Source organism: Litoreibacter janthinus, from assembly GCF_900111945.1.
Lineage (GTDB): Bacteria > Pseudomonadota > Alphaproteobacteria > Rhodobacterales > Rhodobacteraceae > Litoreibacter > Litoreibacter janthinus.
This window is the reverse complement of record NZ_FOYO01000001.1, coordinates 2,771,770-2,797,529: the sequence shown is the minus strand read 5'-3', so window position 1 is coordinate 2,797,529 and position 25,760 is coordinate 2,771,770. Positions and strand designations below refer to the sequence as shown.

Annotated in this window: 23 protein-coding genes; 14 read left to right on the top strand and 9 right to left on the bottom strand. The window is 57.2% G+C overall.

The features are described from left to right. Positions 1 to 9: 9 nt before the first annotated feature. Complete coding sequence (locus tag BM352_RS13945; protein ID WP_090217946.1) at positions 10 to 864, bottom strand: universal stress protein; 855 nt, start codon at positions 862 to 864, stop codon at positions 10 to 12. Positions 865 to 1,001: 137 nt separating this feature from the next. On the opposite strand from BM352_RS13945, the gene BM352_RS13940 reads away from it, so the two are divergent. Together BM352_RS13940 and BM352_RS13935 are read left to right on the top strand one after the other, a co-directional pair. Continuing rightward, positions 1,002 to 1,958 carry a DnaJ C-terminal domain-containing protein gene (locus tag BM352_RS13940; RefSeq protein ID WP_090217944.1) on the top strand — a complete coding sequence of 319 codons (957 nt, stop codon included), beginning with the start codon at positions 1,002 to 1,004 and terminating at the stop codon, positions 1,956 to 1,958. Next, the gene (locus tag BM352_RS13935) at positions 1,955 to 2,257 is read left to right on the top strand and encodes a chaperone modulator CbpM (protein ID WP_090217941.1); all 303 of its coding nucleotides are present in this window, start codon (positions 1,955 to 1,957) and stop codon (positions 2,255 to 2,257) included. The genes BM352_RS13940 and BM352_RS13935 overlap by 4 nt, the downstream gene beginning before the upstream one ends. 5 nt (positions 2,258 to 2,262) lie before the next feature. Here the strand turns inward: BM352_RS13935 and BM352_RS13930 are convergent, their stop codons facing one another. Continuing rightward, a complete protein-coding gene (locus tag BM352_RS13930; protein ID WP_245780994.1) occupies positions 2,263 to 2,919 on the bottom strand; it encodes a DUF2238 domain-containing protein in 657 nt (218 codons plus the stop codon). Between the two features lie 52 nt (positions 2,920 to 2,971). Here BM352_RS13930 and BM352_RS13925 point away from each other — a divergent pair, with 52 nt between their 5' ends. Continuing rightward, a complete protein-coding gene (locus BM352_RS13925; RefSeq protein ID WP_090217939.1) occupies positions 2,972 to 3,676 on the top strand; it encodes an endonuclease/exonuclease/phosphatase family protein in 705 nt (234 codons plus the stop codon). Positions 3,677 to 3,688: 12 nt separating this feature from the next. Here BM352_RS13925 and BM352_RS13920 read toward each other — a convergent pair whose 3' ends face one another. Beyond that, a complete protein-coding gene (locus tag BM352_RS13920) occupies positions 3,689 to 4,399 on the bottom strand; it encodes a VIT1/CCC1 transporter family protein (protein ID WP_090217937.1) in 711 nt (236 codons plus the stop codon). A 122-nt stretch (positions 4,400 to 4,521) separates the two neighbouring features. Between BM352_RS13920 and BM352_RS13915 the strand changes: the two genes are divergently transcribed. The 3 genes from BM352_RS13915 to BM352_RS13905 all read left to right on the top strand — a co-directional run bounded on the left by BM352_RS13915 (position 4,522) and on the right by BM352_RS13905 (position 5,935). After that, positions 4,522 to 4,878 (top strand): phasin family protein, encoded by a 357-nt coding sequence (locus tag BM352_RS13915; RefSeq protein ID WP_090217933.1) that lies wholly within the window; start codon positions 4,522 to 4,524, stop codon positions 4,876 to 4,878. 206 nt (positions 4,879 to 5,084) lie between these two features. Next, complete coding sequence (locus BM352_RS13910; RefSeq protein WP_090217930.1) at positions 5,085 to 5,426, top strand: protein tyrosine phosphatase family protein; 342 nt, start codon at positions 5,085 to 5,087, stop codon at positions 5,424 to 5,426. A gap of 86 nt (positions 5,427 to 5,512) precedes the next feature. Beyond that, complete coding sequence (locus BM352_RS13905; RefSeq protein WP_245780993.1) at positions 5,513 to 5,935, top strand: potassium channel family protein; 423 nt, start codon at positions 5,513 to 5,515, stop codon at positions 5,933 to 5,935. A gap of 81 nt (positions 5,936 to 6,016) precedes the next feature. On the opposite strand, the gene BM352_RS13900 is transcribed toward BM352_RS13905, so the two are convergent. From BM352_RS13900 to BM352_RS13880, 5 genes are all read right to left on the bottom strand, one after another. Continuing rightward, positions 6,017 to 7,384 carry a TRAP transporter large permease gene (locus BM352_RS13900; protein WP_245780992.1) on the bottom strand — a complete coding sequence of 456 codons (1,368 nt, stop codon included), beginning with the start codon at positions 7,382 to 7,384 and terminating at the stop codon, positions 6,017 to 6,019. Beyond that, positions 7,348 to 7,977 (bottom strand): TRAP transporter small permease subunit, encoded by a 630-nt coding sequence (locus tag BM352_RS19170; protein ID WP_090217925.1) that lies wholly within the window; start codon positions 7,975 to 7,977, stop codon positions 7,348 to 7,350. Before BM352_RS19170 ends, BM352_RS13900 begins: the two co-directional genes overlap by 37 nt. 108 nt (positions 7,978 to 8,085) lie before the next feature. Continuing rightward, positions 8,086 to 9,186: a TRAP transporter substrate-binding protein gene (locus tag BM352_RS13890; RefSeq protein ID WP_090217923.1), complete on the bottom strand. Its 1,101-nt coding sequence runs from the start codon at positions 9,184 to 9,186 to the stop codon at positions 8,086 to 8,088. Between the two features lie 137 nt (positions 9,187 to 9,323). Further along, positions 9,324 to 9,992, bottom strand: a complete 669-nt coding sequence (locus BM352_RS13885) for a TerC family protein (protein ID WP_090217921.1) — start codon at positions 9,990 to 9,992, stop codon at positions 9,324 to 9,326. Beyond that, positions 9,989 to 11,590, bottom strand: coding sequence for a GMC family oxidoreductase (locus BM352_RS13880; RefSeq protein WP_090217918.1), 1,602 nt, complete (start codon positions 11,588 to 11,590; stop codon positions 9,989 to 9,991). The genes BM352_RS13885 and BM352_RS13880 overlap by 4 nt, the downstream gene beginning before the upstream one ends. Positions 11,591 to 11,735: 145 nt before the next feature. Here BM352_RS13880 and BM352_RS13875 point away from each other — a divergent pair, with 145 nt between their 5' ends. From BM352_RS13875 to BM352_RS13855, 5 genes are all read left to right on the top strand, one after another. Then, positions 11,736 to 12,509 carry an IclR family transcriptional regulator gene (locus BM352_RS13875; protein ID WP_090220270.1) on the top strand — a complete coding sequence of 258 codons (774 nt, stop codon included), beginning with the start codon at positions 11,736 to 11,738 and terminating at the stop codon, positions 12,507 to 12,509. 523 nt (positions 12,510 to 13,032) lie between these two features. Continuing rightward, positions 13,033 to 16,599 (top strand): Ig-like domain-containing protein, encoded by a 3,567-nt coding sequence (locus tag BM352_RS13870; RefSeq protein WP_090217915.1) that lies wholly within the window; start codon positions 13,033 to 13,035, stop codon positions 16,597 to 16,599. Between the two features lie 71 nt (positions 16,600 to 16,670). Continuing rightward, complete coding sequence (locus BM352_RS13865) at positions 16,671 to 18,164, top strand: TolC family protein (RefSeq protein ID WP_090217913.1); 1,494 nt, start codon at positions 16,671 to 16,673, stop codon at positions 18,162 to 18,164. After that, complete coding sequence (locus BM352_RS13860; protein ID WP_090217910.1) at positions 18,161 to 20,464, top strand: ATP-binding cassette domain-containing protein; 2,304 nt, start codon at positions 18,161 to 18,163, stop codon at positions 20,462 to 20,464. The genes BM352_RS13865 and BM352_RS13860 overlap by 4 nt, the downstream gene beginning before the upstream one ends. Beyond that, on the top strand, positions 20,464 to 21,633 hold the full coding sequence (locus tag BM352_RS13855) for an HlyD family type I secretion periplasmic adaptor subunit (RefSeq protein ID WP_090217909.1): 1,170 nt from the start codon (positions 20,464 to 20,466) through the stop codon (positions 21,631 to 21,633). The genes BM352_RS13860 and BM352_RS13855 overlap by 1 nt, the downstream gene beginning before the upstream one ends. 9 nt (positions 21,634 to 21,642) lie before the next feature. Here the strand turns inward: BM352_RS13855 and BM352_RS13850 are convergent, their stop codons facing one another. After that, positions 21,643 to 22,887 (bottom strand): glycerate kinase type-2 family protein, encoded by a 1,245-nt coding sequence (locus BM352_RS13850; protein WP_090217907.1) that lies wholly within the window; start codon positions 22,885 to 22,887, stop codon positions 21,643 to 21,645. A 365-nt stretch (positions 22,888 to 23,252) separates the two neighbouring features. Between BM352_RS13850 and BM352_RS13845 the strand changes: the two genes are divergently transcribed. The 3 genes from BM352_RS13845 to BM352_RS13835 all read left to right on the top strand — a co-directional run bounded on the left by BM352_RS13845 (position 23,253) and on the right by BM352_RS13835 (position 25,690). Continuing rightward, entirely contained in the window at positions 23,253 to 23,879 is a 627-nt protein-coding gene (locus BM352_RS13845; RefSeq protein ID WP_090217905.1) for an ATP-dependent Clp protease proteolytic subunit, read from the top strand. A 156-nt stretch (positions 23,880 to 24,035) separates the two neighbouring features. Further along, complete coding sequence (gene clpX, locus BM352_RS13840) at positions 24,036 to 25,301, top strand: ATP-dependent Clp protease ATP-binding subunit ClpX (protein WP_090217902.1); 1,266 nt, start codon at positions 24,036 to 24,038, stop codon at positions 25,299 to 25,301. Next, positions 25,301 to 25,690, top strand: coding sequence for a RidA family protein (locus BM352_RS13835; RefSeq protein WP_090217900.1), 390 nt, complete (start codon positions 25,301 to 25,303; stop codon positions 25,688 to 25,690). Before clpX ends, BM352_RS13835 begins: the two co-directional genes overlap by 1 nt. Positions 25,691 to 25,760: the final 70 nt, after the last annotated feature.

Below are 25,760 nucleotides of genomic sequence, written 5' to 3'. Positions count from 1 at the left end.
CGGTAAGGGTCAGTGGGCCATGAACACTGCGACACCGCGTTGCTCTACAAGGCTGGCTGTGGTGCCGCCGAACAAGGTTTCCCTTAATCTCGAATGGCCATAGGCGCCCGCGACGATCAGGTCCGCGCCCAGTTCTTCAGCACGTTCCAGCAAGCACTCCGAGATCGCCCTGCCGCCACTTGGATGCTGCTCCACCGTGACGTTGCAGCCGTGATGGCTTAGCCATTTACCCAAGTCGGAGCCGGGGTTGTCCCCATCCGCCATTTCGCTCATCACTGGATCGACGCATACAATCGTGACGGTTTCCGCCTGTTTAAGCAGCGGCAAGGCGCGCTTGACCGCACGAGCGGCAGGAAGGCTTGTGTTCCACGCGATAAGAATATGCTTAGCGCCGAGCGCTTTGGTTCCGTCCAAGTCGTTGAGCACGACGGGCGCAGCGGAGCCGAAAAGCAAGCCGTCCAACACATTTTTGAATGTGTGAGGTTCGTCTCTCAACCCATTGCAAACCAATGCTAAATCGCAAAGCTTAGCGCGACGAGCGACAAGGTCGGTGAGACCTGTCGGCTCCGCACAGGCGGATTTCACATCACCTGACAGGCCTTCCTTGGACAGGAAATCTTCGATCTCGTCCAGTTTGATCTTCAGGTCGGCCCCAACCTGCTGAACCGAGTCTTGCCACGTATCAGGGACAACGGGCGTCCCGTAGGGAAGCATCCCAACGCCGTAGTTCGGGAACTGGGGAATTGCCCCGACAGCCAGATAGGCCAAGTGGATATTCTTTGCGCGGGCAATGTCGGCGATAGGGGCGAGTACGTCATTTGGGCATTTCGCACCAATGACGGTCAGGATCGTTGAATTTTCCATGTCATGCACCTTGTTGCTATTTGAGTCGATTATAGCAGATGACGCATCGCTCTGCTTGAGATAGCTCAAAGGCAGGCGGCCTATTTCGTGATACACTAGGTGCTAATTGGCTTATTCGGCCGGAGTGTGAACCGACTATGGACTACAAAGACTATTACAAGGCGCTTGGGGTAGACCGCACAGCGTCTCAAGACGAAATCAAGCGAGCGTATCGCAAACTTGCGCGCAAATATCACCCAGACGTCAACCCAGACGAAGAGGCGGATGCCAAATTCAAAGAAGCGGGCGAAGCCTTCGCTGTTCTGGGCGACGCCGAAAAACGGGCGGCCTATGACTCGCTAGGGTCCGAGCCTGCAGGCGGTGGGCAGGGCTTCCGTCCGCCCCCCAACTGGGATCAAGGCTACGAATTCTCCAACGCCCGAGGTGGAGCGGGCGGACCGGATGACGCGGCGTTCAGCGACTTCTTTGAAAACCTGTTCCGCTCAGGTCGTAGGACTGAGGGCTTTTCGTCTGGCATGAAAGCGCCGGGGCAAGACCAACATGCCCGCGTCACGCTGGATATCGACGATGCCTTCAAAGGCACGAGTCGTGTTTTGACGATGCGGGTGCCGGAAATGGATGGCTCGGGGCGCATGTTTTTGAAAGACCGCAGCGTGTCGGTCAAAATCCCCAAAGGTGTGCGCGAAGGGCAGCATATAAGGCTGAAAGGCAAGGGCTCTCCCGGCATCGGTGGCGGACCTGCAGGGGACTTGTTCCTTGAAGTGGCCTTCGCACCGCATCCGATTTACCGGCTTGATGGGCGCGACATACACGTCGACCTGCCTGTGGCCCCGTGGGAGGCCGCACTCGGTGGCAAAGTGACTATGCCGACGCCAAGCGGGGAGGTCGGTGTGACGATCCCGAAAAACGCGCGGTCGGGTCAAAAGCTGCGCCTGAAGGGCCGGGGGCTTCCGGGCAAAACGGCGGGCGATCTCTACGCGGTTCTGAAAATCGTGAACCCGCCAGTGACGACGGACAACGCACGGGCGCTTTACGAGCAAATGGCCAAAGATTTAAATTTTGATCCACGAGCAAACATGGAGGGCAAACCATGAAGTTACATAGCGAAGAGGGCGAACCCCTCGGAGAACTGACATTGCGCGAGCTTTGCCGGTTTTGTGATGCTGATGAAGCGTGGGTGGTTGAGCTGATTGAACACGGCGTGGTGGAGCCTTATGGCGCAGCCGTGCGGGAATATAGCTTCAGTCAGGTCAGCGTGCTCCGTGCGAAAAAGGCGCGACGACTGGAACGCGATCTTGGCATCAACATGCCGGGGATAGCCTTGGCGCTGGACTTGTTGGAAGAACGCGACCGTCTGCGTCGAATGTTAGGACGCTTCGATCTGGCATCATAACGGGGTTATTTTTTTAGCCGGTTCCGCGATTTTTGGTAGAGCCTTCGGTTGAGGGCGACGAACTGCTGGATTGGGCGTACCAGCACGCCTGTTTCGGTGCCAGTCAGGTACAGATACCCGACCAAAGCGCCGATGGCGCCGCCGACGGCGTTGAGAATTAAGTCCAGCATAGTGTCGTTTAGGCCTGACTTTTGCATGTTCAGGCCAAAGGCGTTGTCCATAGAAAACTCGAATACTTCCCACAATGCGCCTGTGGTCATTGCCACGGAAAATGCAATCAGGCACAGCGCCCAATGTGGCGCTGCAAACCTGTCGCCCTCGAATAGCATGAAGGCGAACAGGAACCCCGTCAGGCCGAATCCGACTGCCGATGCTGCGTGTAAGGCCAAATCCCACCACCAGAAGCGTTCGTAAAAACCGAAGGCCTCGCCCAGAAATACCGTGGCGAAGGCGAAGACGATGATGGTTGCCACAAAAGGCACGGGCAAAGTGATCTTCAAACGCGAGGCCAGCATACTTGGAGCAAGAGACAGGCCAAGCGTAGCCAGCGCAACAAAGGCCATCGACCATCTGCCGAGACCCAATGCAATCAGCGTTAGCAAGAAGAGCAGGCCCCATAAGGCAAGAAGCAACGGGCTTTGGTTTTTCAGGTTTATAGCCAAGCTCTGGTCCTCCTTCCTTCAAACGTGGGGTTAGTGGCCCTATCTATCAACCATGAACCAGCCCAAGTCACCCGCTTCGCTACGCATTGCCAGCTACAACATTCGCAAGGCGCGTGGTCTGGATCAGCGCCGCAACCCTTCGCGCATTCTCCAAGTCATAAACGAATTGCAGGCTGATGTGGTCGCCTTGCAGGAAGCGGACCTGCGTCTTGGCGCGCGCCCTGCGGCCATCTCACGTGGCCTGATCGAGCGGGAAACCGACTTTGCGGTGGCACCTATAGCTCGAAACGACGTCGGGCTGGGCTGGCATGGTAACGCCGTTTTGGTGCGGAAAGGGATATCGGTGGGCAAGGTCACGCATCTTGACTTGCCGGGGCTGGAGCCGCGCGGTGCGGTGCATTTGGCGCTGAGCGGGCCGTTCGAGGTCGATTTGATCGCAGCGCATTTGGGTTTGATCCGACGCCACCGCGTACAGCAGTTTGAAGCGATCCTGAAAGCGGTGGCATCGGATCGGCCAACAGTCGTGGCGGGCGACTTCAATGAATGGTCTACCAATCGCGGTATGGAGCCACTTGCAGGCCGGTTCGAGGTTCATGTGCCGGGACTGTCCTTTCATGCACGCCGACAGATCGCATCGCTGGACCGCATCGCATTGAGCGCGGGGTTGCAATTACGCCATGCCGGCGTGGAGGAAGGCCCCCTTGCGCGTCGCGCGTCAGACCATTTGCCGATCTGGGGCGACATCGCGCTGGCTTAGGTGCAGACTCGTTCAGGCATGGAACATTGTTCCGACAACATAGGCAATCGCCGCCGCGGTCGAGCCGATGGCCAACGTCTCTAATCCGGACCGCCACCATGGTGACAAGGACCAGCGGCTTTTGCCGGTGCCGATGGCAAAGAACACCAAAGCAGTCGCGCAAGTCGCGATCAGAAACGGATCAGGAAGGCCGAACAGAAACGGCAGGAGCGGCACGATCCCAGCAACAAGGAACGCTAGAAAAGTCGCAATGGCCGCAGCCATTGGGGCAGGCGGGGTGGGTGATAGGCCGTATTCATCGGTCAGCATCATCTCCACCCATTTTTCGGGGCGCTTCGCGATGGCGTCGGTGGCATCGTCCAGCAAAGGGCCGCTTAGACCCTTCAGTTCAAGGATTTGCCGAAGTTCTTCCCGCTCTCCTGTCGGGTATTCCTTGATATGGCGGTATTCGATCGCGCTCAGGCGGTTGCGATCATCAAGGTCAGCCTTGGTGCCCGAGTAGTTCCCCGCCGCCATCGAAAATCCGTCAGCCAGCACGTTAGCGATGCCCAAAGCTATGATCACCGTCGTGGGCAGGCCTGCCCCCTGAACGCCCGCGACAATGGCAAAGGTCGTCACTGCACCATCGATCCCGCCATAGATCATGTCGCGCAAGTGTGTGCCTTGCCCGCCGCCCGCAATGCGCTTGGCTATCTCTTCTGTGCTGTGCCCGTGGTCTATCATATGTGCGCCTTTCACTTGGACAAGATTACGAGCTGACGGGTGCTTGCGTCTTGACCACGATCAAGTCGGGCGGTCGGATCTGTGATATAGTTCTGGAGTAGAAGCATCAGGAGAATTTCGACATGACCGAGAAAACCACAGCAAAACCCCAGAATTTCTTTGGAATGCCAAGTTTGGATGCACTGAAAGATGTGCACTCCGCTGGATCGACCACCTACGCTGCAATCGGCACGGCATGGGCAGAGGCGCTTAGCGATATGGGAGCAGAGGTTTTGGGATTCGTTGCGGAACGCGTCAAAGAAGACGTGCAAACGCAGCACCAGTTGATGCACGCCAAATCCTTGCAAGATATCCACCATATTCAGAACGAGTTCGTGCAAAAAGCGCTGGACCAATACTCTGCCGAAACCGGAAAGCTGGTTGAGATGAGTCAATCTGCAATGGCAAAAATTCCCGGCGCGAAGCTCATGCCGGACTGATCCTTTCGGGCGAGCGGTGCCTTGACCTCGATCAAGGCACTTCCGACCGATTGACCTTAGGGTATCCATAATCCTGCACAACAGCCTGTCGCGAGTGTCGTTGTAAAAGCTGCTGTTTGAAGGGCGCAACGCGATGGCTTGCGGGCCCGTTCTGGGCTGGTTTCGCCACGCGGCACGCATTGCGTGCCATAGGAAGGAACAGGACAATGATTCAACCTAAGAAGATGACGCCGGATATCAGCGTGAGTGCGCAACCCTCTGCAAAGGACTTGGCTTTGATCCATACGCTTGGGTTCAAGTCGATTGTCAGCAATCGACCGGACGGCGAAGCTATTGACCAAAGCCTGTATAATGAGATGAAGCAGGCCGCGAGCTATGCGGGTCTGGAAGCCGCATATCTGCCGATCGAAGCCGCTGGCCCTACCGATGAAGACGTCGACAAAATGGCCGAGCTTTTGAAAACACTGCCCCGCCCAATTCTGGCTTACTGCGAGACTGGCGCGCGCTGCGAGAAGCTGGTCAACGCGCTCATGGCGAAAGAAGTTTGAGACCGAATTGCGGTGGTAACTCGGCGGCGTGATGGGTATCTTGGTCTTCGTTCGTCAGAAATCGAAAGACATAAGGGCCTCGACTGTTGATTAAAGCTCTCTTTGTGGGGTCCGTGGTCATTGTGATTACGATGCTCGCTGCCGCAATGCTGTTCGAAATTGCGGGCCGCGCGCTACGTCGTGTGGATGCTGCTTTGGAACGCAAAAGCCGCGCGCTGCAAACGCTGGCTGTCCTGGTGATCGCACTGTTCTGGATATTGCTGGTTTTGACGCTTTCCATCTGGGGATGGGCGGGCGTGTTCATGTATATCGGGCTCTTCGATCGCCTTGAAACTGCGCTTTATTTCGCCATCGTGTCCTTTACCACTGTCGGTTATGGCGATGTGGTGATCGATGAAAATTGGCGGTTGCTTGCAGGGATGACGGCCACCAATGGTCTTTTGGTGTTCGGGTTATTCACCGCATTTCTTGTCGAGATTTTGGATGTCGTCCGGTTCCGCCAGCGTTAACGCTGAAAACAGGATTGCTGCTCCACAGAAAAGGGCGCGCCGATCATCTCGGCGCGCCCTTTTTTGTGTGATGCTATAGCGTTAGCCGCCGCCGTAGAAATAGACTGGCAACCAAGTTGCTATGGCAGGGAAGGCGAAGACCATCGCAAGGCCGATCAACTGGATGACCATGAACTGCATCATCCCCAGATAGATGTCCTTGAGGTCCCATTCTGGCACCACGCCTTTCAGGAAGTAAGCCGATAGCGCCACGGGCGGACTGAGCCAAGCAGTTTGCAGACAGACCGCGACGAGGATCGCGAACCACAGCATGTCGACCTCCAATTCCAGCAAGACAGGCGCGAGGATTGGCAGGATGATCAGCACAATCGGCACCCACTCCAACGGCCAGCCAAGCACGAAGACCAGCGCAAGGATCAAGATCACCACCATGGACGCGGAGACATCAAGGTTCAGCAGAAGCTCAGTGATCATGGTTGGCGTTCCCAAGCGCGAGAACACCGCACCAAAGAAGTTGGACGCTGCGACGAGGAACAAGATCAGGACCGAGATTTCCAAGGTTTTGATCAATGCGTCGTAGAAGCCCTTAATCGTGAACTTGCGGTAGCCCATCGCGAGCAGGATCGAGCCGAACGCTCCCATGCCTGCGCCCTCGGTCGGGGTGGCAAGGCCAAACAGGATCGAGCCCAGAGCGAACGCAATCAGGATGGTGGGGGGCACAAACCCCCACAGCAATTCCAACGCAATTTTCGATTTGTCTGGCTCGATCAGATCCTCCGGCAGCGGGGGGCCAAGGCTTGGGTTGATCCAGCAGCGGCCAACCGAATAGATCAAATAGAGCGCTGCCATCATGACGCCCGGAATGATCGCGGCGGCAAATAGGTCGGTGACCGGGATTTCCAGCACCGGCCCCATAACGACCAGCATGATCGACGGCGGGATCAGGATACCCAATGTGCCGCCCGCGGTGATGGTACCAGCCGCGAGACGCACGTCATAACCGGAGCGGTTCATCGTTTTGGCGGCCATGATGCCAAGGATCGTGACAGAGGCACCCACGATGCCGGTTGCCGCGCCAAAGACCACGGAAACGAACAGCACTGCGATATAGAGGGAGCCTTTCATGCGGGCCAGCATCATCTGGATCGCCGCGAATAATCGCTCCATCAATCCGGCCTGTTCCATCATAAAGCCCATGAACACGAATAACGGGACAGCCGCGAGCGTCTGCTCCATCATCGAGTTGTAGAATTGCAGGGTCATCAGGAAGATGGTCAGTTTCACACCGAAGCCCCAAGCGCCGAAGACGACGCCAAGGAAGATCAGAGTGAAGGAGATCGGGAAGCCAACAAAGATCGCGAACAGCATGGCTCCGATCATGAACAGGCCGATTATTTCATTCGAGAATTCCATCAGACCGGCCACTTTCCACGGGTCGCGGCGTACCACGATTTGAGAATTTCAGAGACCCCCTGAATGCATAGGAACAGCACGCCGGTTGTCAGCGCAATTTTGACCGGCCACACGATGGGCGCCCATGTGCTGTCGCCCGCGCGCTCGCCTTGAAGGAAGGACTTCAAAGAGAAATCGTAGCCCGCTTTCAGGAAGAACAGCATCGAAGGCATGAACAGCACGATATAGAGGATCAAATCGACGCGGCCTTGGGTGCGTTCGGTGAAGCCGCGATATAGAAAGTCGGCACGGATATGCAGCCCGCGCATCAGCGCATATGCGGCGCCCAGCATGAAGGACACGCCATAAAGGATGCGCGACAGATCGTAAGCCCAAAGGGTCGGCGCGGTGAAGAAGCTGCGTGCGATGACCTCGTAGAACATCCCGAAGATGATCGGCACCACCAGCAGACAGGCGATCCGGCCTTGCCAGTTCGAAAAATTGTCGATCGCGTAGATGGCCTTGCGGGCCAGCGGGTGCATGTCGTCGGGCAGTGTTTTGCCAACCGCACCGCCTGCGTCCGCAAGAAGCTCGTCGCCGATGTTCTCGTATTCCGAGAAGTCGATCTTGTCTTGATCTTCGTTGATCATGGGGAATGTCCCTATCTGGCGAAATGACGCCCCGGTTACAGTGCTTTGGGGGCGGTTATTTGTCCTGCCCACATCCGTATCGGACGCGGGCAGGCCAAGCCTTGAGGCTTACTTCTTCGCAAGCTCAGCCGCATATGCGCGGCCTAGATTGGCGTTGGAGGTTTGCGCACCGGCCCAGAATGGAATTGCCGTACGGGCGAATTCTTTCTGGCTGTCCCAGACTTCCTTGAAGAAAGCGTTTTCCGCAGCGTTGGTTTCCAGCGCTTTGTTCGCGGCAGCCATATACTCGGTGAAGTAGTCGGCTGGAGTGTCATGAAGGATGACGCCGTCTTCGTTCACCAGCTTGTCCAGTGCCAGACCGTTTTCACGGATGCGGTAGGCCATAGACTTCATCAGCGAAGCGTTCGCTGCGACTTCAATGGCTTTCTGCTGGAGTGGGGTCAGCGCGTTATAAACGTCTCCGTTGATATAAAGGTCAGCGTTCACAACGACTTGGTGCAAGCCTTGAAGGTAGTAGTGCTTCAGAACTTTTTGGAAGCCAAAGACCGAGTCAGGCTTCGGGCAGCACCATTCCGCCGCGTCGATTGTGCCTTTTTCAAGCGCGGGCAAGATGTCCCCGCCGCCCATAGCGACCGAAGCCACGCCGATGTCCTTATAGGTCTGGCCCGGAATGCCCGGAGGTGTCCGGAAGCGGTACTTGCGGAAATCGGCCATGGTTTCGATCGGCTCTTTGAACCAACCCAAAGCCTCTGGGCCAACCGGTTGCAGCATGAAGCCTTTGACATTCACGCCCATCTCTTTCCACAGCTGGTCATACAACTCTTTGCCGCCGGCATTCAGGAACCACGACATAAACGCGATGTTGTCGATGCCGACACCGGCACCGGCCACGGGCGAGCCGAACAGCATGGCGGCAGGGTGTTTGCCGGACCAGTAGTGTGTCCACGCAAAGCCCCCTTCGATCAGGCCCGCGTCAACCGCATCAAGCGTTTCCTGCACACCCACGACGGAGCCTGCGGGCAGCACTTCGATGACGACTTCACCGTCCGTGAGGGCTTTCACATCCTCGGCGAAGTCTTTCAGCATGACAATCTCGTCCGCAGAGGACGGGATCACAGACTGTACGCGAATTGTGGTCTCAGCAAGTGCTGCCGAGGCCAACATCGACAAGCCAAGTGCGCCTGCCGTTATAGTTTTCAAGTTCAACATAAGGTCCTCCCTTAAGGTCCAAGCCTCCTGTTATCCTTAAAGCCAACGGGGGAAGGCATCCCCGGTGGCGGTTTCTTCAACGGGTCACCGCGCGTCCTCCTCCAAGGTTGCGGTGGTTGAATATCGTGAGCAGGGAGCTAGTGCCCCTTGCTTAAATTGTAGCCCTCGAACCAGCCCATCATCGGACCAATTCCGGTGTGCATGTCAAACACGCCGCGGTAGAACATCTCGCCGGCCACATAGAGCAGCACGATCAGGCCCAACCAGCTGATCCAAGGATAGTGGGTCAGAAGTTTCATGATCATTGTCGCGGCGAAGGCCATCAGCACGATCGCAAGGACCAGCCCGAAGATAAGCATGTTCGTGTCACCATCCGCGATTGCCGCAACGGCCAGAACATTGTCCAGCGACATAGACACGTCAGCGATGGTGATTGAGAGAAGGGCGGATCCCATCGTGCGGGTCGGCTTGCCGGTATAGCCCCGCTCGGGGTCTTCCGCGCGTTCAAGCGCGCGCTCCGCTTGCTCGTCCACATTGTCGCGGATTTCCGTATAGAGCCGCCAGCAGACCCAGAACAGCAACAGCGACCCGACAAAAAGAATTCCCGGAATGCCCAGAAGTTTCGTTGCCACGACCGCGAATACGATGCGCAAGGCTGCGGCAATTACCATACCATAAAGGATGGCCTTTTTGCGCAGTTGAGGCGCAAGACCCGCAGCGGCCATGCCGATAATTAGAGCGTTGTCTCCGGACAGGATCAAATCCGCGATGACGATCTTGGAGAAATCTAGAAGAGTGTCAATCATGCTACGGCGTCCTCAAGGATCATGTCTGAAGCTTTCTCGCCGATCATAATCGCTGGAGCGTTGGTGTTTCCGCTCACGATGCTCGGCATAATCGAACAATCCGCGACGCGAAGCCCCTCGACCCCTCGAACCCGCAGGCGTTCATCGACAACTGACATGTCGTCTTGCCCCATCTTGCAGGTGCCAGTGGGGTGGTAGATCGTTACAGCCGTATTGCGAGCCCAGTCGAGCGTTCCCTCGTAATCATCAAAGGCGACCTCGCGTCCTGGGGCAAATTCTTCAAGAATATGTTCTTTCAACGGGCTGAACTGAGCGATCCGGCGCGCCACCTGTATGCCTTTGACAATGGTGCGCTGGTCGGTTTCCGTCGCCAGATAATTCGGATGAATGGCCGGATGGTCCTGCCAGTTTGCGGATTTCAGTTCCAAATGCCCCGCGCTTTCAGGGCGCAGTTGCAGAACCGAAGCGGTGAAGGCCGAGAACTTGTGCGGCCCTTCTGCCGGATGCGAGGCCGAGAAGGGCTGGATATGGAACTGGATGTCAGGAACGTCCATGTGCTCTTCGGTTTTCAGGAACCCCGTGCCAAGGCTCGCGGCCATCGCCATCGGACCCGAGCGCTTCAGCGCATATTCCAGCGCGATCAACCCTTGTTTTAGGTAGTTCGACACCTCGACATTTATGGTCGACAGATCGGTCTTGAACACAGGTCTGGCTTGCAGATGGTCCTGGAGGTTGCGCCCGACGCCTTTCAGCTCGTGAGCCATATCGATGCCATGGCGCTTTATCCCATCAATGTCACCAATGCCCGACAACATGAGGATTTGCGGAGAACCTATTGAACCTGCTGATAAAATGACTTCCTTTTGCGCACGGATTTCAGTGTGCGTCCCCTTAAGATCAACCTCGACCCCCACGATGCGTTTGCCTTCCATGATCAGGCGCTTGGTTTGGGCATGGGTGATGATGGCGAGGTTCTTGCGGGACCGCGCTGGCTTCAGGTAAGCCACCGCGCTGGAGCATCTGCGCCCGTTGGACATGGTCAATTGGAAATAGCCGACGCCTTCCTGATCGCCATTGTTGTAATCGGTGTTACGCTTGTAGCCGGCGGCGACTGCAGCATCGATCCATTTGTCGACAATATCGCGTTTCAACCGCGTCGGAGAAACTTGCAACGGGCCGTTCTGCCCACGTTCTTCCCCGACCACGTCACCTTGCCAATTCTCCGACTTCTTGAAATAGGGCAGGACGCTGTCCCAGCTCCAGCCGGAATTTCCTAGTTGCGCCCAGTGGTCGTAGTCTTGCGATTGTCCGCGGACATAGAGCAGCCCGTTGATCGATGACGATCCGCCCAAAACACGCCCGCGCGGCCACGGGATAGACCTGCCATTGAGGCCCGGGTCGCTGGCAGCTTTGTAGCGCCAGTCGGTATTGGGGTTGTCCATGGTTTTGAAGTAGCCGACGGGGATATGGATCCACGGATTAGAGTCACGGCCGCCCGCTTCAAGCACGGCGACAGTATACTTACCGCTTTCGGAAAGACGGTTCGCAATGGCGCATCCGGCAGAGCCTGCACCGACAATTACGTAGTCAAATTCCAAAAAACCCCTCCGATATCAAAAATTGAGACTTTTAGTCTCGTTTTTGATAGGAATAACCTACAGCGATTCGTGGTTTGGGCAAGGGGATTCCGATTGTCCTATCCGCGGCTGCGGTGCATTTTCAGAGGACGCGATGCCAAATACCATGACCGCCCAAGACGATTTAGATGCACGTATCCCGACTAATATGCGCACGCTGCTACTGCTGGAGGCACTGGGCCATAGCGATAGGGCCATGACGCCAACGGAGATGAATGCATTCGTCGGGCTACCCAAGCAAACGGTCCACCGGCTTTGCGCGACGCTCGAAGCCGAAGGGTTCTTGGTGCGCGATGGCGACGGCAAAGGGTTCCGGGCCGCTCGGCGCACCCGGCTGATGGCGTCAGGTCTGCTTCACGCCGGTTGGGCCAATATCGCTCGTCACCATATTCTGGCCGAGGTAGCTGGCGCTGTCGGCGAAACGGTGAACTATGTCGTCCCCGAAGAGGCGGGGATGCGGTATCTGGATCGGGTCGATACGCGATGGTCATTTCGTATCCAGCTGCCAGTGGGGACAAATGTGCCGTTCCATTGCACAGCATCCGGCAAGGTTTTCATGGCCTCGCTGGCTCCCAAATCGCGCGCTGCTTTCGTCAACACGCTGGAGTTGAACCAGAAAACCGCAAAAACCCATGTCAGCGCCGAGGCGTTGATGCTTGAGCTTAAGCGTATTGCCAAGCAAGGTTATGCGGAAGATGACGAGGAATTTCTTGACGACATGGTCGCTGTTGCAGTGCCAGTCCGCGACCATTTCGGGCGATATGTTGCGTCCCTGGCGGTTCACGGCCCGTCACAGCGTATGACCATGCCGAATGCGCGTGAGATGGTGCCAACGCTCCAGTCCGCCGCGGAAAAACTACGCGAAACCTTGTTTAGCTAAGAGTAAAAGCTAACCCTCTCATTCCGTTGTGGTCCCACTTTGCTCAATGGGAACTTGCTTCGGGGTTTTCTGATGAGGTGGCGGATCCTAGGTCGAATATTCGACATTAATCTAAAGATAAATAATATATTTCAATTCAGTAATGGGCGTTCTTCAAGTTATGAACAGGCCCGAAAATCGGCTTCCCGTCCAGAGATCTTTGGGCGAGTTCCTGCGGAATGATCCATGTGTGTGTACACGTACCAGATCGCACCGACGACCGAAGGGCACGCTTTGTTACATGTTTGGCATGTTTCTAAACCCCTGATCGCAGGAAAACAGGCAGCATGTTGAAAATCGCGGGTTGTGGTGGGTGATTTGCCCGCGAATCTCTTGCCGTAACGTCAAGGAAAACCACTACATATGGAAATTGATCGAATATATCGGCATTTCCCCTTGGATAAATCGAACATTTCTGGTTAAAGATAGTCACAATAATCGAGGCGCTGAAGCGCCCGTAGATGCCAGAGGCGGAGTAGTAACTATGGAAGCGATTGAATTCGTTGTTCGCGATCGTGCGGGTAACATTAGGCGTGGTGTGCTCGCAAAGGCGGACGCAGCAGACACAATTTTCATCAACAGTGGCGACGATATCTCCCTGAACCTGCGTAGGTTTCAGGTCGCAGGATATGAGCGGGCAGGGGATGCGGTTATCGTAACTCTTGCTGATGGCCGCAAAATCCGGCTGGAAGGATACTTTAGCGCGGATGCTGATCTTTACCTCAGTGCGGACGGGTTGCTGACCGAAGTTGACTTGGCGGGCGCGCAAGAAGGTCTTGTGAGTGCTGACTATGCTGAAGCGCAGGTTTTTGGCAAATGGAGTCCGGATGATGCGCTCTTCTACGTGGGGGGCTCTGAAGTTGACACCATTATAGCTGCCGACGCTGTGGCTTCTGAGGAAACGGCAACAATGTTGGCCGCTCCGATCCTTGCTGGTTTGGGCGGTGCAGGTGCGACCGGCTTGGGCGCTGCGGCAGCGGTTGTCGGTGGCGCGGCTGTCATTGGCGGTGCTGGCGGGGGTGGCGGGTCCACTCCTGATACAGTGGCGCCAGAAATTTCGCTTGATCAAGGCGTTGTCTCAGTCGATCACGTTTTTGACGCGGATGACCATGCGGATGGCATCGAGATTGGCGGCACTGGCGAGCCCGGAGTTGAGGTTGTCGTTGAGATTGATGGCGAGACTCAAGAGGCTGTCGTCGACGAAGACGGTGTCTGGGGTGTTGTTTTTGATCCGACGCAAGTCCCAGAGGGCGAGTATGATGTCGACGTGACGATCACGGCGACTGACGATGCGGGCAACGTGACCACTATCACTGACGTCGTGCGTATTGATACTGTCACGACAGTTGATGTGCTGACAATTGACGGCGCGGCCACAGGGTCGGGCGACGTGATTAACGCTGTAGAGCACGCGGACGGCGTGACGCTGACCGGCACTGGTGAAATCGGCGCAAATGTAGTCGTCACTCTTGACGAAAACGGCGCAACTGCGACGGCGGTTGTCGATGCGGATGGCAACTGGTCTGTGGAGTTCAGCTCTGATCAAGTGGCGACCGGCGAATACACAAGCTCAGTAACGGTGACCAGCACCGACGCCTACGGAAACTCCGCCACTGCAACGGCGCAGATGGTTGTCGATACGGTGACGGATGTTGCCATCACCGGCAACAATTCCGGTATCGACGGCATCTATAATGGCTCCGAAGTTGGTAGCGCAACGACTATGTCAGGGACGGCTCAGGCGGGTTCCAGTGTTGTTGTAACGCTGACAGGTCCGAACGGACAAGTTCTTGGAACTCAGACGGTTACAGCAACTTCTTCAGGTGAGTGGTCCGCAGAATTTGCGGGCGGCACGCTTCCTGGTGGCGAGTATGATGCGACCGTGACGGCAGTCGCCACTGACACTGCAGGTAACACGGCGTCGACCAGTTCCACCTTCCCAGTTGATACGATCACCAACGTGGAGATCACCGCGAACAACGCTGGCGTGGACGGTGTCTATAACAATGCAGAGGCGGCAAGTGTTGCTGTTCTGAACGGCACTGCGCAAGCGGGGGCTTCGGTTGTTGTGACGCTAACCGGACCAACGGGCCAAACGCTGGGCGTTCAAACGGTCACAGCAACGGCTGGAGGAACATGGACCGTGGAATATCCGTCGAATTCCCTGCCGCAGGGCGAATATGATGTGACTGTGAGTGCAGTGGCAACAGATGCGTCGGGCAACTCCGAAACAACCTCCGCCACGGTCCCAGTGGATACGATCACTCACGTAGAAATCGGCCAGATCGAAGGTCAGCCTGCCGGGACCGGCGTTGTGAACGCGGTGGCTCATGCCGATGGTGTCGTGATGTCCGGCACAGGCGAGCCTGGTGGTCAGATCACGGTCGCTGTTGCCGGTGGCGGCAGTGTGAACAGCGTCGTTGGCGCGGATGGGACGTGGCAGGTCAACTTCTTGTCCTCACAGATTCCAACTGGCGAGCTTGCCCCAACCGTCACGGTGTCCATCACCGACGCAGTGGGTAACACGGACTCTGCCACGGCGATTATGAACATCGATACCGTCACAGATGTTGCCATAACCGGCAACAATACCGGCATCGACAATGTTATGAACCTTGTGGAAAGCGCCAGCGGCACTGCTTTGAACGGCACCGCGCAAGCGGGGGCATCTGTAGCAGTCACCTTGACGTCGCAAGCGGGCGTTGTTCTGGGCACCCAGACGGTTATCGCGAATTCCAACGGCACTTGGACAACCAACTTCCCGGCCAGCACGCTGCCTGGTGGTGAGTATGATGTAAACGTCTCCGCCGTTGCGACGGATGGGGCGGGCAACACTGCGACTGCGTCGTCCACTTTCGCGGTGGACACGGTCGCTAATGTGTCGGTGAACACGCTCAATGTTGAAGGCGACAACGTCATCAATATCCAAGAGGCCAGCGACGGGGTGATCATCACCGGTACCGCCGAGGCGAATGCGCGGGTCGAAGTCGATTTCGGCGGCGCGTTGCGCACTGTGGTCGCTGACGGAAGCGGCAACTGGCAGGCCTCATTCGGCCCGGGCGATGTTCCGGCCGGCGTCGAGACGACCATTCCGGTTCAGGCAACCTTCACGGATGCCGCAGGTAACACTGCAGTGGCCAACGGGACGGTCGAGGTTGACACAATCGTGCGCAATCTGGGTGTGAACGAGGTTACAGGTGACGGCGTCGTTGACGCGGGCGAGGCCGGAACCGGCTTCACCCTGACGGGCACCACCGAGCCGGGTGCGCAAAGTGTCATGGTCACCTTCCACAACCTGCCAGCACGCGCTGCAACGGTTGGTGCGAATGGTAGCTGGTCGGTCACCTTTGGCCCGAATGAAATTCCGACAGGGGAATACACCTCTAACGTGACCGTCACGACGGTTGATCGCAACGGGAACCCCGATAGCGTATCGACCCCAGTGACTGTGGATACTGAAGTGCCAGACGCACCGGTCGTGATCTCCTACACGGAGTACACCCGCGGCGATCCGGGTGTGTCAGGTATCGGCACCGAGTTGACGGATGACATTGTGGCCATCAGCCAAGTGAGCGAGACCGGTCAGGTCAGCAACGTGGCCTATGACACGCGCACAGTGTCCGAAATCCCAGGTGTCCGCGATGGTGAGCTGCAGTTCACCTTCAACGAACGTATCCCGGACGGCTCCAACCTTGTGGTCAACTCGGAAGATGCTGTTGGCAACGAAAACGCGACACTCGTGGTGCTCGACGACAATGCGGCAGGGGCGGTCAACGTCTCGCTGGCAGGGTTGTCCAGCTTCGATGTCGGCGCAATCGATCTGTCCATCGTGGCTGAAAGCCAGCTGACGCTCAGCGAAGCTGATCTGCTTGGACTGTCGGATGACACCAACTCACTTATCATCCACGGCGATAACTCCGACGTGGTTAACGTGGCAGGCGCGCAGGCGACCGGACAGACCGAGGTAATCGGCGGGCGGGTCTACGATGTCTACACATTGGGCGACGACGGCAGCCTGATTATCGATCAGACAGTCACAGTAAACTACTAAAAGCGGGCGGGGGCGTATTCACGAGGATACGCCCTTTTCCAACCTCTCGATGTAATAAGAAGGGGCTCCGCATGGGACAGGGTAAAAGTAATCGCGCAGTTATGCGCATGGTGCTGGCAGGCACCACAGCAGTTTCACTAATGGGCTGCATGGGCGACGAGGCAACGCGGGGGACATTCTCCGGGACGCGGCCCGCATTGACCGAAAAGGTGAAAACCACAGGTCGATTTGCCGAAAGCGTTCAACTGGAGCGTGAGGGCAAAGAGACCACACCAATTTTCGGGTTTCTGAAACGTAGATCCACAGACGAGACCGCGACGCGTAATGCGTCGGACATTCAAGTGGGGGAGAACCTCTCGGCGGCAAACTCGCAGGCGCAACCCGCGCTTGCCGGTGGCACCGGCGGCAAGGAAAGCTCCGTCCTGATCGAAACCTTGCTGGAACGCCAATCAGTTCTAGACGCACGCTCGCCTTACGGCAAAGTTGCAGGCGCGGTTCTAGCGGCAAACTCCCGCGCGGCAGAGGCAGAGCTACGCTCCGCCAAATTGCGCGCAGAAGCGGCCTCCAAGAACTGGCTGCCTACCATTGGACCATCGCTTTCGCTGTCCTCTTTGGGGGAAGTCGTAGCGTCTTTGGTGATCGACCAAGTGCTGTTCGACAACGGACGTAAGAAAGCCGAGCGCAGCTTCGCCAAGTCCGACGTCGAAGTCGCAGCGGTTGCATTGGCGCAAGACACCAATGACCGCGTCTACGCTGCGCTTGAGCTGTATATCACTGCCGAGCAAGGTCGCGCACAGGCCGAAGCAGGCAGCCGCGCTGCCAGCCGTTTGGGCGAATTCGCGTGGATCATGGATCAGCGCGTGCGGGGCGGGGTGTCCAACCCTGCGGACTTGCAAGTGGTAAACCAGAAGCTGGCAGAGGCCGAGAACCAGAGGAATTCCGATCTGGAAACGGCGCGCACCGCGGTTGCAGAACTCAACGCGATGTCCTTCAAGCCTTTGTCTGACGTGCGCGGGTTGGCGTCGATCTCGAACGCGAAGGCCGCCAAGCCTCTGTCGATCCTGAAGGCAGAAGCCGAACGGGACCGCGACATTGCACAAGCCACAATCAGCCGCGCGGGTTTTCTGCCAAGCGTTTCGGCACAAGCTGTCGTTGCGAATGGCGGCTCCGGCGTGGGGCTGAACGCGGGCGCTGCGAACGGTTTCGGGTTTGGTACCAAGGCCAGCCTGAAAGCGATTGAAGCCACCAAAGAGGCCGCAGGGCGTCGTGTATCCCAAGCGTTCGAGGATCAGTCGCGCACGATGCGTCGGCTGGAACAGAACCTGATCTCGCTCAAGCGCCAGCAGGTGCAGGGCAAGGGACTGCTAGAGTCAGCAAACGCCAACCTGTCTCTGTTTGATCGCCAATATAAGGGTGGTCAGCGTCCCGTGATGGATGTCGTGCGCGTCTATGAAACCAAGGTCGCAACGGAGCGCGACCAGATCGGCCTCAAGTATCAGATTGCGTTGGTAGAGTTGCAGATTGCCCATCTTATGGGTGCGTTGGTTGATGGTGAGGATATATGAACACGCCCGTCATTGCGTTTGACATGGCACGGGCCAAGGCCGCCCAAGCATCGAATACTGCAAAGCTAAAACCGGTTCAGACGCCAACCTCCGTCGCAAACGATCCGGGGCTGCGCGTTCCGATGCCACAAACGCCGGATAAGGCGGGCCGGTTTTCCAAGAAGCTGCGCAGCCGTGCTGATCTGGTGTCGGTCTATGCAGGGCTTTTAGGCGTAGATCTGCAACCATCCGACGTTCTTGATGCCGCGGTTGAGCTTCCTTTGGATGCGGGTGGCGTTTCGCCAGAGCTTTTGGCACGGGCGATGAAGTCGCTTGGGCTCGTCTGCTCGGTCCGAAATGTGCGGTTGCGCCCTGACTTGTGGCCCGCATTGGTCGAGATGAAGACGGGCCAGCTGGTTTTGGTTCTGGAGCAGCATGATCAGACGTTGACGATTTTCGATCAAACGATCGGCGACCGCCGTGCGGAAGTCCCGCTCGGTGAGTTCGCAAAGGTGTTTTCCGGCAAGGTCTTGAAGGCCGAAAGCTCTATGGCGCAGGTGGCGGCGAAGCATCGTCTCGAAACCAAGCCAGCCCATTGGTTTTGGGGCGAATTTTCGAAGTATAAGCGCCACTTGATCGAGATCACCGCAGGCTCCTTCGTTGCCAATATCTTGGCCGTCGCAGTCGCGCTGTTTTCGCTTCAGGTTTATGACCGCGTTATCCCGCACCAATCTCACGCTACTCTGTGGGTTCTGGCCATCGGGGCTGTTGGCGCGCTGACGCTGGAGGCATTTTTGAAGATTGCCCGCGCCCGGATGATGGACGGGGCGGGGCGCAAGATCGAACTTGCCGTGCAACAAACCCTGATGAGCCGTCTTCTGGGCATGCGCGCAGGCACCGCAGGGGCGACGCCTTCGGGCACGTTTTCCGCGATGCGCGAGTTCTCATCGATCCGCGAGTTCTTCACCGCTTCAACCATCGGCTCACTGACCGATGTGCCGTTTATTTTCCTGTTTTTGCTGCTCGTCAGCTCAATCGCTGGCAATGTGGTCTGGGTCTTGGTCCTCGGCGGCATCTTGATGCTGCTCCCGGGGTTCTTCCTGCAAAAGCGCATGATGAAGCTGACCGAAGAAACCCAAGGGGCCTCGGTTAAAGCGAACCGTCTGTTGCACGAAGCCATTTACGAAGCCGACACCGTTAAGTCGCATCGCGGTGAAGAGCGGTTCGCGCGTCTTTGGAACGAGCTGAATGCGCTGTCTGCTCTGAAGTCGTCCGAGCAGCGTCGCCTCGCCTCCGCGCTGACCTTCTGGTCGCAGGGGGTGCAGCAGGCAACTTACGTTGGCGCAGTCGTTCTGGGAACATTTCTTGTGTTTTCGGGGGAGTTCACCGTTGGCTCCATCATTGCCGTTGGTATTCTGACCTCACGCACTCTTGCGCCTCTGACGCAACTGGCGGGCACCATGGCGCGGTGGTCCAACGTGAAAACTGCGCTGGTAGGGCTCGATGCGGTCGTTGAAAGCCCGCAGGACTATGACGCAGAGCGCAGCTACCTGCGCCGCGAACGGATCACCGGCCGGTTCGAGCTACGCGATGTGCTCCACCGCTATGACGAGGACGCGGCACCGGTTCTGGATCTGGGCGGTCTGGCTATTCCAGCAGGTCAGCACGTAGCAATCCTTGGCGCCAACGGGTCCGGTAAATCGACACTGATCAAACTGTTGTCGGGCCTATATTCCCCCGACCAAGGCCGCGTCCTGATTGACGGGATCGATATGGGGCAAATCCATCCCAAAGACCTGCGTCGCGGCGTGGGCTACCTGAGCCAAGAAGTGCGCTTGTTCGCGGGCTCCTTGCGCGAGAACCTGAACCTTTCGGGGCTGGAGCGTGATGACGCCCGCCTTCTGGCCGCTCTCGATTTCGCTGGGTTGGGCCGATATGTGCGCGAACACGCCAAAGGGTTGGACCTGCCAATACATGACGGCGGCATGGGGCTTTCCATCGGCCAACGCCAGTCCATCGGTTGGGCGCGGTTATGGTTGCAAGACCCGTCGGTTGTATTGTTGGACGAACCGACCGCTGCGCTTGATCAATCGTTGGAAACGGCGCTTGTCGCCAACCTGAACGGTTGGCTCAAAGGCCGCACGGCCGTGATCGCGACGCACCGGATGCCGATCCTGACACTGACAGAGCGTGTGATGGTCCTCAAAGGCGGGAAACTGTCTGTAGATGGCCCACGCGAGCAAGTGCTCGAGCACCTCAAATCGACGACGGCCTCGGCCAAAGGTTCTGTTCAAATCAATACGCCGAAAGGGGACAAGTGATGGCCACGATCGACGCTGCTTTTGAGGATGACCTGCGTGGCCCGTCTTGGGTGATCCGCCTGATCGGGTTGACCGTTTTCGTCTTTATCGTCTGGGCATCCTTTGCTTGGGTGGACGAGATCGTTCGCTCGGACGGTGAGTTCGTGTCATCCTCCCGACCGCAAATTATCCAGAACCTCGAAGGCGGGATCCTGTCGGAGCTACTGGTGACGGAAGGCGACACCGTGAAGCCTGGCGATATACTCGCCCGCCTGTCCGGCACCAACTTCCAGACCTCCGTTGATGATCTGCAAGACCAGATCGACGCGCTGGAAATTCGCCGGATGCGCCTAGAGGCTGAACTGGCTGGCCAGTTTGATTTCTTCGTGCCAAGTCAACTGGAAGAACGCCAGGCCGACATCGTCGCCTCCGAGCGCGCCTTGCTGAATGCACGCCAGTCCGACTTCGAAGGTCGCACCGAAAGTGCGCGTGCAATCCTCAAGGAAACCAGCCGTGAGGCCGCCTTGATGGAAGATTTGTTGGAGCAGAATATCGTCTCTTTGATCGAAGCGACCCGCGCGCGCAAGTCGAACACTGATGCTCAGGCAAAGTACAAAGAGATCGTGTCCAAGGCCGAGCTGGAGCGCGCATCTGAATATTCCGACACGCTCAAGGAATTGGCGACGCTGCGCCAGAACATGAAGCTGAGCGAAGACCAACTGGCCCGCACCGTGATCCGTTCGCCGATGAAAGGGATCGTGAACAACGTGGCGATTTCGACAATTGGTGGCGTTGTGCGTCCGGGTGAAGAGATTTTTCAGATCATCCCGATGGGCGAGGAACTGTTCGTAGAAGCCAAGGTTAAGCCCAAGGACATCGCCAGCCTGCGCCCCGGTCAAGACGCCACGGTCAAGCTGTCGGCTTATGACTACACGATCTACGGAACTTTGGAGGGCAAGGTTCAAGTGATCTCTGCCGATACGTTCAAGGACGAGCGCGTTGCCGATGGGGATCCACATTACAAAGTGCTGCTGTCTGTCGACATGGCGCATCTGTCGCCGCGTCAGAAAACAGTAGAAATTCGCCCAGGTATGCTGGCTCAGGTCGAGTTGCACACGGGCGAGAAGACCATTTTGCAGTATCTGACCAAGCCGCTATACAAATCCCGCGAAGCGTTTCGCGAGCCTTAGGGCTCGCGCTTAACGTCTAATAAAGATTTGCACGTCGGCGACATTGGTGCCGGTGCCACCTGTCATCAGCAGATCGCCAGAGGCCCCAAGGGCTGCGTAAGCGTCGTTATTTGCCAGAAGCGCCTCTGGGTCGACGCCGGCAGCGCTCATTCGAGTATGAGAGCCGGAATCGACCATCCCGCCTGCGGCATCTGTTGGCCCGTCGCGGCCATCTGTGCCACCCGACAGAAACACCCAATCACCGGGGATATCTTGGAGCGCCATGCGCAGGGCAAGATCCTGATTTCGCCCGCCTTTCCCGTTTCCGGTTATCGTTACAGTGGTTTCCCCACCGAACAGTAAAACAGCCGGTTCGTCCTGTGGAAGCGTGCGAAAGATATCTGCCAATTGGGGCGCTACATCTGCGACATTGCCTTCGAGCCTGTCGTTGAGGATCTGCGCCTCGGGGCAGGCGGCGCGCATAGCGTCGAGGCTTTGGCGGTTTGACGCGATAAGGTGATTTTCAGCGGCGGGAAGGGCGGGCATCGTTGCGTCACGCGCACTCAGATGCGTTTTCACGCTATCAGGCATGTCGTCCCAAATGCGCGCGTTTTCCAGCAGTTTTCTGGCACTGGCCTTGGTGCCAATCGGGCTTACCGTCGGGCCGGATGCAATTGCGCGCAGGTCGTCGCCCACGACGTCTGACAAGATATAGGCCGTGACCGGAGCAGGGGCCGCAGCACGCAGGAACCCGCCGCCTTTAAGCCGAGAAAGTTGTTGGCGGATATGGTTCATGTCATTGATTTCCAACCCTGACCCAAGCAGCAGTTGATTGACGCGGGCTTTCTCTGCCAAGGTCACACCTATGACTGGGGCAGGGAGCAAGGCAGACCCACCGCCAGAAATCAGCGCAATTACGCGGTCCTCGGCTGTGGTGTTCGACAGAATCCGTTCAACCTCGGCCGACGCGGCCTCGCCAGCAGCATCGGGGACAGGGTGACTGGATTGCAAAACGGTGCATCCATCAATCTGCGCGGCATTTTCCGGATTGGTCACGACAAGCGCTTCGACTTGCGCGTGCGGCTTCACGTTGCCGAGCGCCGCGCGCATCATCGGAACGGCAGCTTTTCCCACAGCAATCAGATACAGCGTTCCCTGTGCGCTCAAGGATGCGCCAGCCAAGGCTTTTTGAACAGCCTGAGCTGGCTCCGCGGCGGCGACAGCGATCTTGAACAACTGCTTCGCTTCAGTGCGCATGTCAGATACAGCGCTCATGATTTCACGTTATATATTATTGAAAACATGATCTTACGGTCCAATGTAAATGTAGATTCTCTAGGGCGATCGGCGGAGATGAGAGCGAAGCGCTTGAATTGCGGGACTCGCTCCCAAAAGTTGGGCACAAAAAGCCCGACAGATGCCCTCAAGTCAACCTGAGCCGTGGGGTGCGGTGGCGCTTCCTTGGTTTTATGCGTCTGATTTGTGTCTCGATTGGCCAAGCTTGAACTTCGCTTTCGGCGACCCAATTAACTCTGACACGGATAGCGGGCGAGATGCGCTTGCACCCGTTTTTCTCCGACACTAACCTCGCGTTCATATTTACGCACTACGAACCGCTCAAAAGCAGAAGGCAGGCAGGCATGTACGATCCAGTCGAAACCTATATGAACCTCGTCCCCATGGTGGTCGAACAGACCAGCCGCGGCGAACGGGCTTACGACATTTTCTCGCGCCTGCTGAAGGAGCGTATCATTTTCATCAATGGCCCGATCCATGATGGTATGTCCCATCTGGTGGTCGCGCAGTTGCTGCACCTTGAGGCGGAAAACCCCTCCAAAGAGATCAGCATCTACATCAACTCGCCGGGTGGTGTGGTGACCTCGGGGCTGTCGATCTACGACACCATGCAATACATCAAGCCGAAAGTGTCCACGCTGTGTATCGGGCAGGCGGCGTCCATGGGATCCGTGTTGCTGGCTGGTGGCGAGAAGGGGATGCGGTTCTCGCTTCCGAACTCGCGCATCATGGTTCACCAGCCGTCTGGCGGTTATCAGGGGCAGGCGTCCGACATCATGATCCACGCCGCCGAGACGCAGAAGCTGAAAGACCGCTTGTACGACATCTATGTGAAGCACACCGGCCAGACCAAAAAAGCAGTCGAGAAGGCGTTGGATCGCGACAATTTCATGTCGCCTGAAGAAGCCAAGGAGTGGGGCCATATTGACGAGATCGTCGAAAACCGCGTGAAGGGTGACGACGACAAATAAGGCCTTCCTGCGCCCTGAAACCTTGCGGAAGGCAGGGCGCAGGAAATACGTTTTTGACGTTGTGCCTCCCTTGATGGTGGCCTAACTTGAGACGACAGGCAAAATCGCGACGCTACGCTACATCAAGTGGTGGGCAAAATCAGGATAGGTGGTGCAATGGCAAACAACTCTGGTGACGGCAAAAACACCCTCTATTGCTCGTTCTGTGGGAAGTCCCAGCACGAAGTACGCAAGCTGATTGCAGGCCCGACCGTGTTCATCTGCGATGAATGCGTCGAACTTTGCATGGACATCATCCGCGAGGAAACCAAAACAGCGGGCCTGAAGGCCGCTGATGGGGTCCCGACGCCACAAGAGATTTGCGAAGTTCTGGACGACTATGTTATCGGCCAAAGCCACGCCAAACGCGTGCTGTCCGTGGCTGTCCACAACCACTACAAGCGCCTGAACCATGCTGGAAAATCCGGTGATATCGAGCTGGCCAAATCCAATATCATGCTGATCGGCCCGACCGGCTGCGGTAAGACCTTGCTTGCGCAAACGCTCGCGAGGATCCTTGACGTGCCGTTCACTATGGCTGACGCCACCACGCTGACAGAAGCGGGCTATGTCGGCGAAGATGTCGAGAACATCATCCTGAAGCTGCTTCAGGCCTCCGAATACAATGTCGAGCGCGCGCAGCGCGGGATCGTCTACATAGACGAAGTCGACAAAATCACCCGCAAGTCGGACAATCCCTCGATCACTCGCGACGTATCGGGCGAGGGCGTTCAACAGGCGCTGCTGAAAATCATGGAAGGCACCGTTGCTTCTGTGCCGCCTCAGGGCGGGCGCAAGCACCCGCAGCAAGAATTCCTGCAGGTAGATACCACCAACATTCTGTTTATCTGCGGCGGCGCATTTGCCGGTCTCGACAAAATCATCGCGCAGCGCGGCAAGGGCTCTGCGATGGGCTTTGGTGCCGATGTGCGTGAAGAAAACGAAAAAGGCGTCGGTGACCTGTTCAAAGAGCTGGAGCCCGAAGACTTGCTGAAGTTCGGTTTGATCCCCGAGTTCGTGGGCCGTCTGCCAGTGATTGCAACGCTCGAAGATCTGGATGAGGACGCATTGGTCACCATCCTGACCCAACCCAAGAACGCGCTGATCAAGCAATATCAACGCCTGTTCGAACTCGAAGATGCCAAGCTGACCTTTACCGATGACGCGCTGACCGCCATTTCCAAGCGCGCAATCGAGCGTAAGACAGGTGCACGCGGGCTTCGTTCCATCCTCGAAGACATCCTGCTGGACACCATGTTCGAGTTGCCAGCATTGGACAACGTGGACGAAGTTTTGGTCAACGAAGACGCCGTGGGCCGGACAGCGAAGCCGCTGATCATCTATGGTGAAGCCAAGAAAGAAGCCGGAGCGGAAGCGGGCTAATGTCCATTCGCCGGATTTCTTCAGGCGGCATTTACGAACCGAAAATCGGGTACTGCCGTGCCGTCGTCGCGGGTGATTGGATTCACGTCTCTGGAACCGTTGCTGCTCCTTTGGTTGAAGGAGGCGATCCGCCCGAAGGCGCGCCGGCACAAACTGTTTCTGCCCTTCAAATCATCGAAAAAGCTCTAAAAGAAGCCGGTGCGACGTTCGCGGATGTTGTTCGGGTCAACTACGTCCTTCCGGACGCGCGCGAGTTTGAAGCGTGCTGGCCTGCGCTCAGCGCTGCATTTGCAGGCAATCCGCCCGCGGCGATGATGATAGAGGCGGGACTTATTGACCCCAAATACCGCATCGAGATTGAGGTTACGGCCTACAAACCGGGGCTCTAGCCGCACCCTGCGCTCTGGACTGTAGCGTGGCGATGGTCCATATAAAGCGAGACGAATTTCGGAGGCCGAC